Below are 15,616 nucleotides of genomic sequence, written 5' to 3' on the forward strand. Positions count from 1 at the left end.
TTTATCCCTCCAGTGAGTGAGCGAAGTCTGCGGGTGTACAAAACGCCAGCTGGGCGGTCTTGCCGGGCAATTCGATGAGCCCGGCATCGACGAAGCCGACCAGCCGGTTGAGGCGATGAACCTTGGTGTTGCGGACGTCCGGCTCGACCACCACGCGGCGGGCGGCCAGATCGTCGAAAAGAAACGCCATGACGGTGCGCAGCACGTCGCGGGTGAAATGTCGGACGGATTGACGGGCGGGTCCGACAAAGAAATGCATACCGATGTCACCGGGCTTCACCGTGTAACGCTCGCCAAGCGGATCGCGACGCGGGTCGTAACATTCCATGACGAACGCCGGCGCGTCCTGGTAAAAACCCAAGTACGCCTGCAGGCCGTGGCTGGCAGCGGCCTCGATATAGAAGTCGCGGGTCGCCTCCACGCTCATGTTCTGCATGTTCCAGTAATGCGCATAATCCATCTGATACCAGGGCTGGATCACTGCCACGTCCTCGTCGAGGCGCAGCGGTCGAATAGCGAAGTCGCGATGGGTCTGGGGACACCTGATCACCGGCGCGATGAGTTCAGGTTGCATGGCAAGGCTCCTGGAGCGGGGCGTGGCGCCGGTCGACACCGAACCAGCCGCGGTCGATCGCGGCAGTCAGCACCATGCCGGCCGCGGCAATGATGAAGGTCAGAGGCACGCCGATCAGGCTGACCAGGTATCCCGCGCTGAACGAGGACAGCAGCACGCCCAGGTTCTGAAAGAAGTTGGTTACCCCGAAATCGCGGGCATAGACATCGGGTGTGCTGACCTTGAACAGCGTCACTTCGAGCTTGACGATCACCTGGTACAGAGCCCAGCCATAGAGGCAGCGACCTACTATGATCAGCACCATCGAGGGACTGGCCTGCAACGCCAAGCCCACGGCTCCGAGCAACAGGTTGAACAGCGTGTGGTCGAGCAGGCGCGGCGGGTTCTTGACCAGATATCTGACGGCCAGGGCCACCAGCGCCACGATGCCGGGAATGGCGAAGACGAAGCCAGTCAGCATCTGCTCCTGCAAACCGGTGCGCCCTTCCCAATAAACGGTAAAGAACGGGCGCACCAGATACGCGCTGAAGTCGAACAGAAACATCAGCAGGCAGAGCTTGAGCAGGGCCGACAAGGCTTCTGGGGTTCGCCGCGGAGCCGGCGCGGTGGCACTCTCGTCCGCAGACAGAACCCTGACCACCCTGCCGGTTCGGATCAGGTATAGGCACAAGCCCATCTGCGCGAAGTCACCCGCCGCCATCAGCAGGACGCAAAACTGCGGCCCGTACGCTTGCAACGCCAGCCCGCCGGCCGCGGCCCCGAAGATCGCACCGATATGCACGACCACGGACAGCAGGCCGATGGTGACACTGTGGTTCTCCGGCGGCTCCAGGCGCATCAGGTAGGGGAACATCAGCAGGTAGCTGGCCTTGGTCATGAACATCAGCATGGTCAGCAGCCAGTACGTCGGAGCGTTCGGCGCCCAGGCCGCGAGCAGGCAGAACATCGCAGCCGAAAATTGGGTGTAGAGCAGCAGGTGCATGGTTTCCACGCGCCGCGCCACACGCGCCCAGACCGGTAGCATGCACATCACCGCGATGGAGATGGCGGCGATGTAGGCGCCGACATGCACCTTGCTGGTGAGGCCATAACGCAGCTCGAAGAACTGCGGATAGAAGGCAATCAGGATCGAATCGCTGATCACGCCGAACGCAGACATGATCAGAATGGTGGTACGCAGCGTCATGACCTTGCCACCTGCGACGCCAGCGGAAGGAAACCGCTGCCATCGCGTGGGGCGAAGTCCTGGAAGGCGGTTTGCGGCTCGCAGGGATAAGCGTCCTTGCCGGTCAGTTCCAGCAACAAACGGCTATTTCGGAAACACGCCAGGCCGAGGTCGGGATTGACCAGCCCGTGACTGTGCAGGCCGACGTTCTGTACGTAGATTTCGCGATTCTCATGATCGACCGCCCAGTGCCGCGACGGCGCGTAGCGGCCCGCCTCGTCCCAGCGAATGCGCTCGCGTATGCCCTCAACGAAGCGCGGCACCTGATAACGGTAGCCGGTGGCGAACACCAGCCCGTCGGTGACGTGACGGTAACGGCGGCCAAGTTGCGTGTGTGTGAAGTGCAGCTCCCATTGGCCATCCGGTAGCGGGGCACAACGCTCGAGCGCCAGGTTGGTCAACAGCCGCGTGGGCGGTGCCTGACGGTGACGACGCTCGTCTAGCAGGCCGTACAGACTTTCGATCAGCGACTGGTTGATGCCGTTGTAGATGGTGCGATGGTCATCGATAACCTGCGCCTTGACCTCGGACGCAAGGTCATAGAAGTAGTCGCCGTAGTCGGGTGTGATCAGTTCAAGAGTCAGCTTCGCGCTTTCCATCTGGAAGAAACGTGACGCGCGAGTTACCCAGTTGAGGCTGTAACCGTGTTGCTCCGAGGCTTGCAGCAAGTCGTGGTAGACCTCCGCACCGCTCTGCCCGCTTCCGATCACCGTGATATTCCGGCAACGCTGGAGGGAGGCTTTGTTGGAGAGATAAGCGGATGTATGCACCGGCTGCCTGGCATCGCCCGGGTCGCAGCACGGCGGAAGATGAGGCACACCACCGATGCCGACGACCAGCTTTCTGCAGCGATACTGGAACGCCGCACCGTCCGCCACGCCGGACACCACATAGCCCGGCTGGCCCGGGTCGTAATAGACCTCCAACACCTCATACCCGAAGCGCAGGTTGTCCAATTGCGCGGCCGCCCATTTGCAGTAGCGATCGAATTCCTGCCGTGCGAGATACCAGTTTTCCCGGATGTAATAGCTATAGAGCCGGCCTTGCAGCTTGCAGTAATTGAGGTAGCTCAAGGGACTGGTGGGATCGGCCATCGACACCAGATCGGCGAGAAAAGGATTCTGCAGCGTCGTGCCATCCAGCAGCATGCCCGGATGCCAGCTGAAGTCGCTCTTCTTCTCGAGAAACAGGCTGCGCACGCCTTCCAGCGGAGCAGCCAAACAAGCCAGCCCCAGATTGCAGGGCCCGACGCCTATGGCAATGAAATCGTATGGCGAATCGATCATCGGTGCCGCATCCTCTGGCCTGTCAAGGTTCGAAGAGGCTAGTTTCGATGCGAATCATTGTCAAATACAAATGCTTGTCATCTGCATATCCTTTCGGTCGCTCTTTTTTAGGCATCAGGCTGCCGGCTCGCGCCTCGCGACGCTTGATCAGTCACGTGCGGCTTGCTTGCGATCGAAGGTCTAGCTTTCTTGATAAACTACCGCGCCTTCGCGCTTGATCATGACCTGCGCGGTATACCCAACCCCGCCACTCCGTGGCCGCCGCGCTGTATCGTCTCTGCCTCCCTCGGGGCTGAAATTTCACGTCCTACGATGTACGTAAAATGGTAAAAACAGACGAAACGGTGGTAAATCGAACAGCCAGAATGCTAGAGAATCCAGCTTCAAACCCAACAGCCATGCGCTCTTCGCCCTCTCGCCGGTTTTCCGTCGCACCCATGATGGACTGGACTGATAGGCACTGCCGGTTCTTTCTCAGGCAGCTGTCCCGGCATGCCTTGCTGTATACGGAGATGGTTACGACTGGCGCGCTGATCAATGGCGATGCCGAGCGCTTTCTGCGTCATGACGAGACGGAATATCCCCTTGCCTTGCAGCTCGGTGGCAGTGTGCCGGCGGATCTCGCGGCTTGCGCGAAGATGGCCGAAGACGCTGGCTACGACGAGGTCAATCTCAATGTTGGCTGTCCCAGCGACCGCGTGCAGAACAACCTGATCGGCGCGTGCCTCATGGGGCATCCGGCACTGGTTGCCGACTGCGTAAAAGCGATGCGCGATGCTGTCGGGATCGATGTGACGGTCAAGCACCGTATCGGCATCAATGGGCGCGACAGTTATGCCGAGCTTTGCGACTTCGTCGGCCAGGTGCGTGAAGCAGGCTGTCGCAGCTTTACCGTACATGCACGCATCGCCATTCTCGAAGGACTGTCGCCGAAGGAAAACCGTGAGGTTCCTCCGTTGCGGTATGACGTGGCCGCCCAGCTTAAGGAGGATTTCCCGGATTTGGAGATCATTCTCAACGGGGGCATCAAAACCCTGGAGGAATGCGAGGCGCACCTGAAGCATTTCGATGGTGTCATGCTCGGACGCGAGGCATATCACAATCCCTATCTGCTCGCGCAGGTGGACACCAGACTGTTCGGTAGCAACGAGCCGGTCATCAGTCGCGCCGATGCGTTGAGGCGGATGCGACCGTATATTCAACGACATCTGGATGCTGGCGGTTCGATGCATCACATCACTCGCCACGTATTGGGACTAGGACAAGGCTTTCCCGGTGCGCGACGTTTTCGCCAACTGCTTTCCGTCGACATCCACAAGGCCAAGGATCCACTGGCGCTTCTAGACCAGGCGACTAGCCTGCTCGAAGGCCACTGATAACGTGCAATCAAGGAACACCCGGGATCATTTTCAATCCAAGTGCTGTCCCGCCCGACTGTCCGCTCGTTGAGCCGCTCGGTCACCTAGGGTTAAGTCATGCCAACTCAGAGGATGAAACGCACCCATGACGTCTAAACTGGAACAACTCAAGCAGTTCACCACCGTCGTCGCCGACACTGGCGACCTCGATGCCATCGCCCGTCTGCAACCGGTCGACGCCACTACCAACCCGTCGCTGTTGCTCAAGGCCGCTGCCCTGCCCCGTTACGCCGAACATCTGCAAGCGGCGATGTCTCGTTGTGCCGGTGATATCGGTCTCGGTTGCGATCTGTTTGCGGTCGCCGTCGGCCAGGAAGTCCTCAAGCTGATTCCCGGACGTATTTCCACTGAAGTCGACGCACGCCTTTCGTTCGATACCCAGGCGATGGTGCAGCGCGGCGAACGCCTGATCGGTCTTTACGAGCAGGCCGGGGTATCCCGCGATCGCGTGCTGATCAAGCTCGCCTCCACGTGGGAAGGCATCCGCGCCGCCGAACAGTTGGAGAAATCCGGGATTCAAACCAACCTGACGCTGCTGTTTTCCTTCACCCAGGCGGTGGCTTGCGCCGAAGCTGGGGTGTTCCTCATTTCGCCGTTCGTCGGTCGTATCTACGATTGGTACAAGAAACAGGAAGGCCGCGATTACATCGGCGACGAAGATCCCGGCGTAAAGTCGGTCAGCCGTATCTACGATTACTACAAGGCGCACGGCTACAAGACGGTGGTGATGGGAGCTAGCTTTCGCAACTCGGGACAGATCGAAGCGCTGGCAGGCTGCGATCGTCTGACGATCAGTCCCGAATTACTCGGGCAGCTGGCGCAGGAAGAAGGTCCACTGGAACGTAAGCTGTCGCCAGGCCGTGCATCCGAGGCGCGCGTCGCAATGGATGAAGGCAGCTTCCGCTGGGGAATGAATGAAGATCCAATGGCGACCGAGAAACTGGCCGAGGGCATCCGCCAGTTCGCTCGTGATCAGGAGAAGCTTGAGGCGCTGCTAGTGTCCTGAAACTGAAGTTCGTTCAAGAACTGACGAGTGAATTTTGTAGTCGGGCAAGGCGCCGCGACGAGTCATAGCAGGGCTATGGCGAGGAGCGGCAACGTAGTCCGGCGGCAAAATGCGCCGGCAGAATTGAACAGCCAATTTCTGATTCAGGACACTAGGGGCCAAGCGCTGACTCAGGAGCGCTCCAGCGCGGTTACGAGGTCGCGAAAGGCCTCGCGGTTGGATTCATTGAGGCTCATCAAGATACGGTGAGCCTCAAGCACCTTGTTCTTCACAATGTCTTCCGACTGATCCTGGCTGGGCAGGTCTGCCAATTGCTCGGGCGACGGCAACGGCTGGTCGACGATATTGAATACCTGATCGAAACCCATCGAATGCAGCAAACGGGTTATATCGGCGTGGGTGGTGACCAGGGTTGGTAACATGCCGACTTTTTGCCGAGAGAGAATCGATAACTTGGCCAATAGGCCGAGTGTCGTGCTGTCGATGCTGCGGCTCTCGGTGAGGTCGATAACGATCGATGAGAAATTCAGCGATGAAAAAATTTTCTCGATCGTCGCGTCCAGCGCCGAACAAAGCGTCAGCCGGATTTCGCCAACGAACTTGAGAACGAAGGTGCCGTCCTGCTCGGCGAACTGGATTTTACCCGTGCTCATGCAAGGTTCCTGCTCAATACCAACAACGCGATGTCATCGGGCATATCCTCCAGATCGGCCAGGCCAAAGACCCGCCGCAGTCCATCCAACGTACCGCCTGCTTCAGAAATCAGCCCGGGCAGCCCTGCTTCCTTGTCTTTGAGCGCTTCCCCCGGCAAAAGGTCCAAAATGCCATCGGACAGCAGAGTCAGGCTGAAGCAATCAGGTAACTCGATCTCATAGTTATCGTAGGTCGCTTCGACGAACAGGCCAACCGGCAAGCCCCGTCCTTCCAGATATTTCGCGGTATCACCGTTGTATAGCACTGGCATCGGCAGGTGCCCGCCAATGCTGTAGTGCAACACGTTGCGCTCTTGATCGATCACCCCACCAAGCATGGTGACGTGCTTGCCGAGCTTGCAGTTGATCAGCCCACGATTGATGTGGTCGAGCACCTCGGACGGCTTGAACTCACGTAGCGTCCTGCCCCGACGAGACTCGTATAGCAAACGCGTGGTCATGAACTTCAACAGAACTGTGACAAATGCCGACGAGGCGCCGTGGCCCGAAACATCGGCCAGATAGAAGCCAATGCGATGCTCGTCCACCCGAAAATAATCGACGAAATCGCCGGAGAGATAGAGAGATGGAATGATCTGGTGGGCGAACTGGAAATCATCGAGGCTGCAAGGAGTGACCGGCAACATGTTCATTTGAACCTGCCGACCGGCATCCTGATCTTCCTGCAATAAATGCAGGCTGGCTTGCAGATCGCGATTGGCTGTTTCCAGTTGCTCTCGATAGCGTCGGTTTTCCAGACGCAGCCGTGAACGATCCAGCGCGCGACGAACCGCATGTTCGAGCATTGCCAGATCTTCGAGGGGTTTGATCAGGTAGTCGGCCGCGCCGAGTCGCAGCGCTTCGACAGCATCGCTCATGACGCCGGCACCGGACACTACAATGACGGGAAGGTCGGCCTGACGTTCACTAATCAGCCGGATCAGCTCCAGGCCATCCATCTGCGGCATGCGCAGATCGCAAATCACCAGATCCGGGTGCTCGGCGTCAAACAGCTCCATGCCCAGCGGCCCGTTGGGTGCTTGCAAAACTTTGAAACCACTGTCATCCAGATAGGCGGCCAGACTGGCTCGTACCACATCGTCGTCATCTATGATCAGTAGCGTCGCGCTTGGGTTGTGCATGTTCCTACCAGGCGGTATCGCCAGGATGATTGGCGAAAGCATCGGCCCCGCGCGAGCGCTGGGCATGGGATCTTTTCAAGGCGCAGACGGTACTCCCATACGACATCTGTTTCAAGCCAGGCGCCGCCGCTCCGCCTGTGCTTTACAGGCTCAATCAACGGGCGTTATAAGAACTGGCGAAACCAAAACGTGAAGGACAAAAATAATGACCCAGGGTGATCGGGACTACAGCGAAAAACGCGACTTCATCCGTATGCAGATCGAGACGGCAATTAGCCTTATGCAGGGCGATCAGAGCTACGATGCGGTCTGTCTGGACCTCTCAAGCACAGGCATGCAGGTGATCGCAGCGACCAGCTTGCAGATGGGTGACAAGGTCCGGGTACATATCCCTTCCGAGCACAACGAACTGAAGGGACTGGATGCTGAAACAGAAGTCGTGCGGGTCGACTCGCATGCCGATGGTCGGCAGAGTCTCGGCCTGGCGATTCTGTCGATGAGCTAAGCACTCAGCGCCAAAGCCTTGTTTGCAAGACTCGACCCGAAGCGTCTAGTGACTCACCCCCAACGCAGCGCTTTGGGGGTGGCGTGTATCAGAAGTCGTCTTCGACTTGGCCGTCCTGCGTGCGGAACTCGCGGTTTTGCAGATAGGCGTTGCGAACGAAGATGTACTTGTCTCCAGTAATCATCTTCTCGGCTGAGAGTAGGCCTGCACGCAGGTCGACCACGTTCACCGCTCGCGTCACGTTACGGGTTGGTACGTGATCCATGTGGGGATATGGCTGCAGGAAGGAATCAGGCACACGTCCCGCCGCGTCGCGCACGGTGCTCGGCCCAAGCAGAGGCAACACGACATAGGGGCCGCTACCCAGTCCCCAGGCACCCAGGGTCTGACCGAAGTCCTCGTCATTTTTCTGCAGGCCCATACGGGTCGCGACATCGAAGAAGCCCAGCACGCCGAATGTGCTGTTGAAGAGGATGCGGCTGGTGTCGATGCCGGCATCGCGGACCTTGCCTTGCAGCAGATCGTTGGTCAGCACCACGACATCACCCAGGTTGCTGAACACGTTGCCGATGCCATCTTCGAGAAAATTCGGGGTGACCTTCTGGTAGCCCTGAGCCAGCGGCTTGAGCGTGTAGGTGTCCACCTTGTCGTTGAAGTCGAACACCACGCGGTTGACGCCTTCCCACGGGTCCTCCTCGGCTGCCTGCAACGACGACGCGCCAAATACCGTCAGCGCTGCGACGAGCGTGACTCTGAAATAACCGATCCAATCCTTGCCGATCACTTGCATCGCGGCCTTCCCCTTATCCGAATGGTGGCGTCTGCCCATCAAAGCGCAGCAGTATAAATCCATTCGGGGGATTTCCGGCAGCGGACAGACATGCGGATGCCGAACGAACTTCGCTGGCTCCACCGCCCTCAAAGAGAAGGACAAGCCCAGACCGCTGGTTTACCCTTCTTCATATCGAGCGCTGGCGGACTTGTCGTCAAAAAAACCACAGAGGGAAGCAATATGCCGGAACATGATCTGCAGTCGCAGCTTGCGGAGTTGCGTAGTCAGCTGGCCCAGGACACACCGCTGACAGAAGAGGAACGTGCGTCGCTACAGGCGATTGCCCAGGACATTGAGCTACGCCTGGCGAACCAGGGCGTAGTCGACCAAAACGATTCGCTGGTCGATGGCGTCAACCTGGCGGTAGAGCGCTTCGAGGTCAGCCACCCCAATACCGCCATGACGCTGCGCAACATCATGCAGACGCTGGCGAACATGGGGATATAAAGAGCGAGCCGCCTACGGCGCTAGAGGCTGGACGGGAACGACGCAATGCCTGTGCGATCGTCTCGTCTCCCGCTTGATAGCCGACGCTTACTGCCTCACGAGGCGGCCGTTGCTTAGAGTAAGAGCCTCGGTACTGCGGTAGGGATTGATATCCAGCCCGCCGCGGCGCACATAACGTGCATACACGCTTAGACGCTCCGGTTTCAGCAACCGCTGCAAGTCCAGAAAAATGCGTTCTACGCATTGCTCGTGGAAATCCGCGTGCTGACGAAAACTCACCAGATAGGCGAGCAGACTCTTCGGATCCAGCGCTGCGCCGCGATAGTCAACCACCATTGTTCCCCAGTCCGGCTGCCCGGTGACCGGGCAATTGGATTTGAGTAAATGGCTATGCAGACATTCCTCGATCTGACGTTCGGCATCGCAGCGCAGCAAATCGGTTCTTGGCGAGTCGTAATGGTCGATCGCTACATCCAGCTCATCGACACATCGTCCAGGTAGCCGCGCAATCCCCTCTTCGGCCACCTCATCCAACGTGCGCAGCCGCACCTCGACCGGTTTCCCAGCCGCCGCGGAGAGATCCTTCGTCATCACCGCAACCAAAGCCTCACGGCTTTCGAATACCGATTGATTCAGCGAATTCAGATAGAGCTTGAACGACTTGGACTCGATGATATTCGGCGAATCGGCTGGGATTGCGAATTCACCGATGGCAACGACCGGCTTGCCTGACGGCAGCAGCCAGGACAGCTCATAGCAGTTCCAGATGTCCACGCCGCGATATGGCAATGTTTCAGCCGTCAGCCCCAGCTCTGCCCACTTGGGTGCGCGCGAAATGGGAAACAGTTGCTCGGGGCTGTAGGTTGCGACATAAGCGCTGGATTTGCCCAGCGGCGAAAGTTCGGCGGGATGTTGCATGGCAGGGACCTGTACAAAAAACGAGCACAAGTGTAGCGGTTCTCGCCATGTTTATCACCACCGCGAGCCCTGCCCGAAAGGTTGCGCAGGGTCGCGAGGCGAAGCAACGAACGCATCGCCCTTCAGCAGCTAAAACATGGCATTGGCACGTTGCTACTGGCGCATGCCACGGCCACTCTGGAGCAACCGGATACACCACAGATACATCAGCACCGTGGCAACCACCATGAAGCTGATGGCAATACCAATACGGATATCCGACACGCCGAGAATGCCATAACGGAACGCATTGACCATATGCAGGATGGGGTTGGCCAGTGACAAGGTCTGCCAGAACGGCGATAGCAGATTGATCGAATAGAACACGCCACCCAAATAGGTCAGCGGCGTCAGCACGAAGGTCGGGATGATCGAGATGTCATCGAAATTTCGTGCAAAAACGGCATTGATGAAGCCGCCCAGAGCGAAGATGGTCGATGTCAGCGTAATGACCAGCAGCGTAATGCCTAAATGATGAACCTGAAGGTCGGTAAAGAACATCGATAGCAAGGTGACGATCAATGCGACCGCCAGCCCGCGTGTAATCCCACCCAAGGCGAAACCGATAAGAATTACGTGCGGCGAGACCGGCGAGACCAGCAGTTCTTCGATGGAGCGCTGGAATTTGCTGCTGAAAAAGCTCGAGACCACATTGCTGTAGGAGTTGGTGATCACTGACATCATGATCAGCCCGGGCACGATGTACTCCATATAAGTGAAGCCGCCCATTTCACCGATTCGCGCGCCGATCAGATTTCCGAAGATGACGAAGTACAGCACCATGGTGATGGCCGGGGGCAGCAGGGTTTGCGGCCAGATGCGGGTGTAGCGGCGAATCTCACGGTGGACGATGGTTTGCAGGGCAACCAGGTTGGGCTGGAATTCTGCGTTCATTTGGCCACCTTGGGCAGATTGTTCTCCACCATCGACACGAACAGTTCCTCCAGACGGTTGGTCTTGTTGCGCAGGCTCAGCACCTCGATGCCTTGCGCCGCCAATAGGCGAAACAGATCGGTCACACCCTGGCTCTTGTCCACCTGCACCTCAAGGGTGTGATGGTCGACCAGCCGCGCTGGGTAGTTGCCCAGCTCCGGCGGCACCAGCTGCGATTCCTTCAAGTCGAGCAGGAAGGTCTCGACATGCAATTGCTTGAGCAGCTCGCGCATGCTGGTGTTCTTGACGATCCGGCCGTGATCGATGATGCCGATGTTGCGACACAACTGCTCGGCCTCTTCCAGGTAGTGCGTGGTGAGAATGATGGTGATGCCTTCGCGGTTGAGCTCGGTGAGAAACGACCACATCGAGCGCCGCAGCTCGATATCCACGCCTGCGGTGGGCTCATCGAGGATCAACAGCCGCGGCCGGTGAATCAGCGCGCGCGCAATCATCAGACGGCGCTTCATGCCGCCGGACAGCATCCGCGAGGATACGTCGCGCTTGTCCCACAGGCCCAACTGGTTGAGGTATTGCTCGGCGCGCTCCTTGGCTACCTTCGACGGAATGCCGTAGTACCCGGCTTGCGTGACGAGAATGTCGAAGGCTTTCTCGAACTGGTTGAAGTTGAACTCCTGAGGCACCACACCCAGACAACGCTTGAGCCTGCCGGGGTCGCGATCAAGATCATGGCCGAACACATTGACCGTGCCGCCAGTCTTGTTTACCAGCGTGGAAAGAATGCCGATGGTGGTGGACTTGCCAGCGCCGTTAGGCCCTAGCAATGCAAAGAAGTCGCCTTCGGCCACATCCAGATCGATGCCCTTGAGGGCCTCGAAGCCGTTTCCGTAAACCTTGGTCAACTGCCGAATGGACAGAGCAGTACTCATAGAAAAATGCACACAACGCGGAGAGATTCAGAATAGATAAGGGCTGCATCGATCGATTGCAACTACGATGCGCCTTCGACGATGCCCAGCCATGCAAACCTTCGCCCCGAGGTCGGGCCTCCCACGATAAAGCCTAAAGCCGCCCCTCACCGTTTTTGTAGGAGGCGCGCCCCGCGGCGAATGCAGGCCACGGGCCCGCCAAGTACAACAAGCTTCGCTCCGAGGTCGGGCCTCCCATCGTCACTTGCTAATTCTCGGAACGCAGCCCGTGGCGCTCTGCGTCGCTGGGACGCGAAGCGCCGCTCAACGTCATGGAAAACCCGTTTCGCCGCGATCCCTCTCGCTTCTGATTCCACTCGCACCTGCAGTTATCATCACACCCCCTCGGGTCATTTCAGAACTCACCTTGCCCGGTCCGGTCATTACTTGAAACCAATCGTATCAACCGTTCTCTTATCCCGATCTGCTCCGAAAGCCTATGCTCAAGTAGGACGCCGTTCGCTCAACAAGGAAAACCTATGACTCTGCTCTGGCTGCTCGTGTTACTGCTCGGCATCGCCCTGATCGCTCATCTTCGGGTGTCGCCCGTACCCGCGCTGGCCATGGTCGCGGCGTATCTGGTGCTCATGGGCGCAGCCGATGAAAGCCCGGTTTGGTTGATGGTGATCCTCTGGCTCGCTCTGATCGTGGTCGCGGTACCACTGTTGGTAACCGACTTGCGCATCAAATATTTCAGCGGCCCGATGTTCGACTGGTTCAAAAAAGTCCTGCCGCCCATTTCCGACACCGAACGCGACGCCATCGATGCTGGTAGCGTCTGGTGGGACGGCGAATTGTTCAGCGGCAGGCCGAACTGGGACACCCTTCTCGGCTATCCGAAAGCAACGCTCACCGAAGAGGAACAGGCCTTCATCGACGGTCCCACCGAATCGCTTTGCGCCATGGTCAACGACTGGGACATCGGGCAGCGCCTGGATCTCCCGCAGGAAGCATGGGATTACATTAAGGCCGAAGGCTTCTTCGCCCTGATCATTCCCAAGGAGTACGGCGGTAGAGGTTTCTCAGCCTATGCGCACTCGCAAGTCGTGATGAAGCTGGCCACGCGCAGCGGCGATCTCGCCAGCACGGTGATGGTGCCCAACTCGCTCGGGCCGGCCGAGCTGCTGATGCACTACGGCACCGATGAACAACGCAACCATTACCTGCCGCGCCTGGCCAACGGCACGGACATTCCCTGCTTCGCATTGACCGGTCCCTACGCCGGCTCCGACGCTGGCGCCATGAACGACAGCGGCGTGATCTGCAAGGGCCAATGGCAAGGAGAAGAAGTCGTCGGACTGCGCCTGAACTGGGAGAAGCGCTATATCACCCTCGGCCCGGTCGCAACGCTGCTGGGCGTCGCCTTCAAGACCTACGATCCCGAACACCTGCTCGGTGAAGAAGAAGAACTCGGCATCAGCCTGGCCTTGATACCCACCGACACCGCCGGCGTCGAGATCGGCCGTCGCCATCTGCCGTTGGGCGCCGCCTTCATGAACGGCCCGAACTGGGGCAAGGACGTATTCGTACCGCTGGAAGCCATCATCGGCGGGCGCGACATGATCGGCAAAGGCTGGATGATGCTGATGAACTGCCTGTCTGTCGGCCGTTCCATCTCGCTACCGGCAACAGGCGTCAGCGCTGCTAAGGCGTGCAGCTATGTCAGCGGCCGTTATACGCAAATCCGAGAGCAATTCAACGTACCGCTGGCCGCTTTCGAAGGCATCCAGGAGCCCCTGGCCCGCATCGGCGGTAACGCCTGGCTGATGGACAGCGCGCGAATCCTGACGGCCAACGCAGTCGATCTGGGCGAAAAGCCCTCGGTCCTCTCGGCCATCCTCAAATACCACCTCACCGAACGTGGCCGCGAATGCGTCACCGACGCCATGGACATTCATGGTGGCAAGGGCATCATCATGGGCCCGAACAATTACCTGGGCCGCCTGTGGTTGTCTGCGCCGATCTCCATCACGGTCGAGGGCGCGAACATTCTTTCGCGCAACCTGATGATTTTCGGCCAGGGCGCGATTCGCTGCCATCCGTTCGTACTGCGCGAAATGGAACTGGTTCACGAGCCCGACCGCGATGCCGCTGTGGCGAAATTCGACAAGTTGTTGATGCAACACATCGGCTTCGCCGTCAGCAACACCGCCAGCACGCTGGTGCTCGGGCTGACCTTCGGTTTGCTCGGCAAAGCGCCGGGCACTGAACTGACCCGTCCCTACTTCCGCGCGCTGGATCGGATTGCGGCGGCATTCGCCATGCTCGCGGATCTCTCCATGATGCTCCTGGGCGGCGAGCTGAAGCGCCGCGAACGCTTGTCGGCCCGGCTCGGTGACGTGCTAAGCCATCTGTATCTGGCGTCCGCCGCGCTCAAGCGTTACCACGATCTTGGCCATCCCGTGGAGCAAGCACCGCTGCTGCGCTGGGCTTTGGAAGATTGCCTCTGCAAAGCCGAGGAAGCATTGGCCGGCACTTTGGCGAATTTCCCCAACCGGTTGCTTGGTGGCGTGTTGCACGTGCTGGTATTCCCCTTCGGTGCGCGACACAAGGGACCATCCGATGAACTGGATGCGGAGGTCGCCGCCATCCTCGGACGTCCAGAAGGCGATCCAGCATTGGAGCAAATTCTGGAGGGCGTATACCGCCCGCAAGGCACCGATGAGGCCTTCGGAGCGCTACGAGACGCGTTCGACACGCTAGCCGCCACGCAGCCGATACAGAAGAAGCTGCACAAAGCGCTCAAGGATGGAAATTTCAAGCCAACCGCGGCGCAAGACCCGATCGCTGCAGCTGTGGCAGCTGGCGTACTCAACGATGACGAAGCTGCACAATTGCGCAGCGCCGAAGCCGCCAGACGCAAAGTCATCGACGTGGACGACTTCAGCAAAGAGGAGCTTGAACTACAGCTCGGCCGGATTCGATAGCTGTTCGGCTCGCCTCAGCGAAGTCAAAAGCTTCGCCCCGAGGCGCGCCTTCTTTTCAATGACGCTCATCGCCTGATCGTGTCCACATTCCCGCGTGGGTATGCAAGCACAGACGCTCCGCATCGAGCGCCGCCGAGGCAGCGCTTAAAAACAGAGCCTCCCAATCGTCCATCGGTCATTCCAACAGCGTACCGACCCAACGTGCACCGAACCCCGTACCCCACTCGCGAGTCAACTAAAGACACCCAACTGAACGCGCCGAACCCTATAATCGCGCGCCCAAACCGACACAGGTGAACCATGGCCAACCCCTATCACGATCACAACCTGGCATTGCTGGCCCATCTGCGCGGCATCCTGCTTGCCATGGGTGAAACCGAACAGGTATCCGAAGAGAGCCATGCGCTGTTTCTCGAACGCTTCGACGAACTGATCATGAATCTCAAAGACGTGCCTGAAGAACGGCATATGGGCCAGGACATGATTTGCCAGGTCTTCCACCGTTACCCGCAGATCGCTCACCTGGTGCCACGTGACCTGCTGTGGTTCTTCGGCGGCGACTGCCTGCACTTCATGCCGGACGAAGAGATCGAATTGTTCCAGCGCCTGGAAGAACGCCGCTACGAAGCCGAGCAGAACGAAGAGCCGTTCGACTGGAATATGGAAAAGCAACTGATGACCATGCCCGAAGAAGGCCCCCGGCACTAAGCCATAGGCCATACCGCGTCGCTTGTTCCAATGGC

At 58.8% G+C, this 15,616-nt stretch carries 15 protein-coding genes; 6 read left to right on the forward strand and 9 right to left on the reverse strand.

Going from position 1 to position 15,616, the window contains the following annotated elements:
* Nucleotide 1: 1 nt before the first annotated feature.
* Genes AC2LD7_RS11005 through AC2LD7_RS11015 form a run of 3 tightly spaced genes read right to left on the reverse strand, consistent with a single transcriptional unit; the run spans nt 2 to nt 3,085 of the window.
* Nucleotides 2–574, reverse strand: a complete 573-nt coding sequence (locus AC2LD7_RS11005; protein ID WP_484597772.1) for a GNAT family N-acetyltransferase — start codon at nt 572–574, stop codon at nt 2–4.
* On the reverse strand, nt 564–1,760 hold the full coding sequence (locus tag AC2LD7_RS11010; RefSeq protein WP_484597773.1) for an MFS transporter: 1,197 nt from the start codon (nt 1,758–1,760) through the stop codon (nt 564–566). Before AC2LD7_RS11010 ends, AC2LD7_RS11005 begins: the two co-directional genes overlap by 11 nt.
* The gene (locus tag AC2LD7_RS11015) at nt 1,757–3,085 is read right to left on the reverse strand and encodes a lysine N(6)-hydroxylase/L-ornithine N(5)-oxygenase family protein (RefSeq protein WP_484597774.1); all 1,329 of its coding nucleotides are present in this window, start codon (nt 3,083–3,085) and stop codon (nt 1,757–1,759) included. Before AC2LD7_RS11015 ends, AC2LD7_RS11010 begins: the two co-directional genes overlap by 4 nt.
* A 398-nt stretch (nt 3,086–3,483) precedes the next feature.
* Here AC2LD7_RS11015 and dusA point away from each other — a divergent pair, with 398 nt between their 5' ends.
* Both dusA and tal read left to right on the forward strand, forming a co-directional pair.
* On the forward strand, nt 3,484–4,461 hold the full coding sequence (gene dusA, locus AC2LD7_RS11020; RefSeq protein ID WP_484597775.1) for a tRNA dihydrouridine(20/20a) synthase DusA: 978 nt from the start codon (nt 3,484–3,486) through the stop codon (nt 4,459–4,461).
* 127 nt (nt 4,462–4,588) lie between these two features.
* Nucleotides 4,589–5,509 carry a transaldolase gene (tal, locus tag AC2LD7_RS11025; protein ID WP_484597776.1) on the forward strand — a complete coding sequence of 307 codons (921 nt, stop codon included), beginning with the start codon at nt 4,589–4,591 and terminating at the stop codon, nt 5,507–5,509.
* A 170-nt stretch (nt 5,510–5,679) separates the two neighbouring features.
* On the opposite strand, the gene rssC is transcribed toward tal, so the two are convergent.
* Both rssC and rssB read right to left on the reverse strand, forming a co-directional pair.
* Nucleotides 5,680–6,162: an anti-sigma factor antagonist RssC gene (gene rssC / locus AC2LD7_RS11030; RefSeq protein ID WP_484597777.1), complete on the reverse strand. Its 483-nt coding sequence runs from the start codon at nt 6,160–6,162 to the stop codon at nt 5,680–5,682.
* Nucleotides 6,159–7,343, reverse strand: coding sequence for a two-component system response regulator RssB (gene rssB, locus AC2LD7_RS11035; RefSeq protein ID WP_484597850.1), 1,185 nt, complete (start codon nt 7,341–7,343; stop codon nt 6,159–6,161). The genes rssC and rssB overlap by 4 nt, the downstream gene beginning before the upstream one ends.
* Nucleotides 7,344–7,548: 205 nt before the next feature.
* On the opposite strand from rssB, the gene AC2LD7_RS11040 reads away from it, so the two are divergent.
* Complete coding sequence (locus AC2LD7_RS11040) at nt 7,549–7,848, forward strand: PilZ domain-containing protein (protein WP_484597778.1); 300 nt, start codon at nt 7,549–7,551, stop codon at nt 7,846–7,848.
* An 88-nt stretch (nt 7,849–7,936) separates the two neighbouring features.
* Here the strand turns inward: AC2LD7_RS11040 and AC2LD7_RS11045 are convergent, their stop codons facing one another.
* Nucleotides 7,937–8,638 (reverse strand): MlaA family lipoprotein, encoded by a 702-nt coding sequence (locus tag AC2LD7_RS11045; protein ID WP_484597779.1) that lies wholly within the window; start codon nt 8,636–8,638, stop codon nt 7,937–7,939.
* A gap of 222 nt (nt 8,639–8,860) precedes the next feature.
* Between AC2LD7_RS11045 and AC2LD7_RS11050 the strand changes: the two genes are divergently transcribed.
* Nucleotides 8,861–9,127: a DUF4404 family protein gene (locus AC2LD7_RS11050; RefSeq protein WP_484597780.1), complete on the forward strand. Its 267-nt coding sequence runs from the start codon at nt 8,861–8,863 to the stop codon at nt 9,125–9,127.
* Nucleotides 9,128–9,214: 87 nt separating this feature from the next.
* On the opposite strand, the gene queF is transcribed toward AC2LD7_RS11050, so the two are convergent.
* From queF to AC2LD7_RS11065, 3 genes are all read right to left on the reverse strand, one after another.
* On the reverse strand, nt 9,215–10,045 hold the full coding sequence (gene queF / locus AC2LD7_RS11055; RefSeq protein WP_484597781.1) for an NADPH-dependent 7-cyano-7-deazaguanine reductase QueF: 831 nt from the start codon (nt 10,043–10,045) through the stop codon (nt 9,215–9,217).
* Nucleotides 10,046–10,198: 153 nt separating this feature from the next.
* On the reverse strand, nt 10,199–10,978 hold the full coding sequence (locus AC2LD7_RS11060) for an ABC transporter permease (protein WP_484597782.1): 780 nt from the start codon (nt 10,976–10,978) through the stop codon (nt 10,199–10,201).
* Complete coding sequence (locus AC2LD7_RS11065) at nt 10,975–11,907, reverse strand: ABC transporter ATP-binding protein (RefSeq protein WP_484597783.1); 933 nt, start codon at nt 11,905–11,907, stop codon at nt 10,975–10,977. Before AC2LD7_RS11065 ends, AC2LD7_RS11060 begins: the two co-directional genes overlap by 4 nt.
* Nucleotides 11,908–12,425: 518 nt before the next feature.
* Between AC2LD7_RS11065 and AC2LD7_RS11070 the strand changes: the two genes are divergently transcribed.
* Nucleotides 12,426–14,873, forward strand: coding sequence for an acyl-CoA dehydrogenase (locus AC2LD7_RS11070; RefSeq protein WP_484597784.1), 2,448 nt, complete (start codon nt 12,426–12,428; stop codon nt 14,871–14,873).
* 300 nt (nt 14,874–15,173) lie between these two features.
* Nucleotides 15,174–15,581 (forward strand): PA2817 family protein, encoded by a 408-nt coding sequence (locus tag AC2LD7_RS11075; protein ID WP_484597785.1) that lies wholly within the window; start codon nt 15,174–15,176, stop codon nt 15,579–15,581.
* Nucleotides 15,582–15,616 lie beyond the last annotated feature (35 nt).

The organism is Stutzerimonas sp. (assembly GCF_982611455.1).

Excerpts from the sequence above, each read along its gene's own strand:
- tal (WP_484597776.1), top strand. The coding sequence starts at position 4,589 with ATGACGTCTAAACTGGAACAACTCAAGCAGTTCACCACCGTCGTCGCC.
- AC2LD7_RS11005 (WP_484597772.1), bottom strand. The coding sequence starts at position 574 with ATGCAACCTGAACTCATCGCGCCGGTGATCAGGTGTCCCCAGACCCAT.
- AC2LD7_RS11050 (WP_484597780.1), top strand. The coding sequence starts at position 8,861 with ATGCCGGAACATGATCTGCAGTCGCAGCTTGCGGAGTTGCGTAGTCAG.
- dusA (WP_484597775.1), top strand. The coding sequence starts at position 3,484 with ATGCGCTCTTCGCCCTCTCGCCGGTTTTCCGTCGCACCCATGATGGAC.
- AC2LD7_RS11075 (WP_484597785.1), top strand. The coding sequence starts at position 15,174 with ATGGCCAACCCCTATCACGATCACAACCTGGCATTGCTGGCCCATCTG.
- AC2LD7_RS11045 (WP_484597779.1), bottom strand. The coding sequence starts at position 8,638 with ATGCAAGTGATCGGCAAGGATTGGATCGGTTATTTCAGAGTCACGCTC.
- AC2LD7_RS11070 (WP_484597784.1), top strand. The coding sequence starts at position 12,426 with ATGACTCTGCTCTGGCTGCTCGTGTTACTGCTCGGCATCGCCCTGATC.
- queF (WP_484597781.1), bottom strand. The coding sequence starts at position 10,045 with ATGCAACATCCCGCCGAACTTTCGCCGCTGGGCAAATCCAGCGCTTAT.
- AC2LD7_RS11060 (WP_484597782.1), bottom strand. The coding sequence starts at position 10,978 with ATGAACGCAGAATTCCAGCCCAACCTGGTTGCCCTGCAAACCATCGTC.
- AC2LD7_RS11040 (WP_484597778.1), top strand. The coding sequence starts at position 7,549 with ATGACCCAGGGTGATCGGGACTACAGCGAAAAACGCGACTTCATCCGT.
- AC2LD7_RS11015 (WP_484597774.1), bottom strand. The coding sequence starts at position 3,085 with ATGATCGATTCGCCATACGATTTCATTGCCATAGGCGTCGGGCCCTGC.
- rssB (WP_484597850.1), bottom strand. The coding sequence starts at position 7,343 with ATGCACAACCCAAGCGCGACGCTACTGATCATAGATGACGACGATGTG.
- rssC (WP_484597777.1), bottom strand. The coding sequence starts at position 6,162 with ATGAGCACGGGTAAAATCCAGTTCGCCGAGCAGGACGGCACCTTCGTT.
- AC2LD7_RS11010 (WP_484597773.1), bottom strand. The coding sequence starts at position 1,760 with ATGACGCTGCGTACCACCATTCTGATCATGTCTGCGTTCGGCGTGATC.
- AC2LD7_RS11065 (WP_484597783.1), bottom strand. The coding sequence starts at position 11,907 with ATGAGTACTGCTCTGTCCATTCGGCAGTTGACCAAGGTTTACGGAAAC.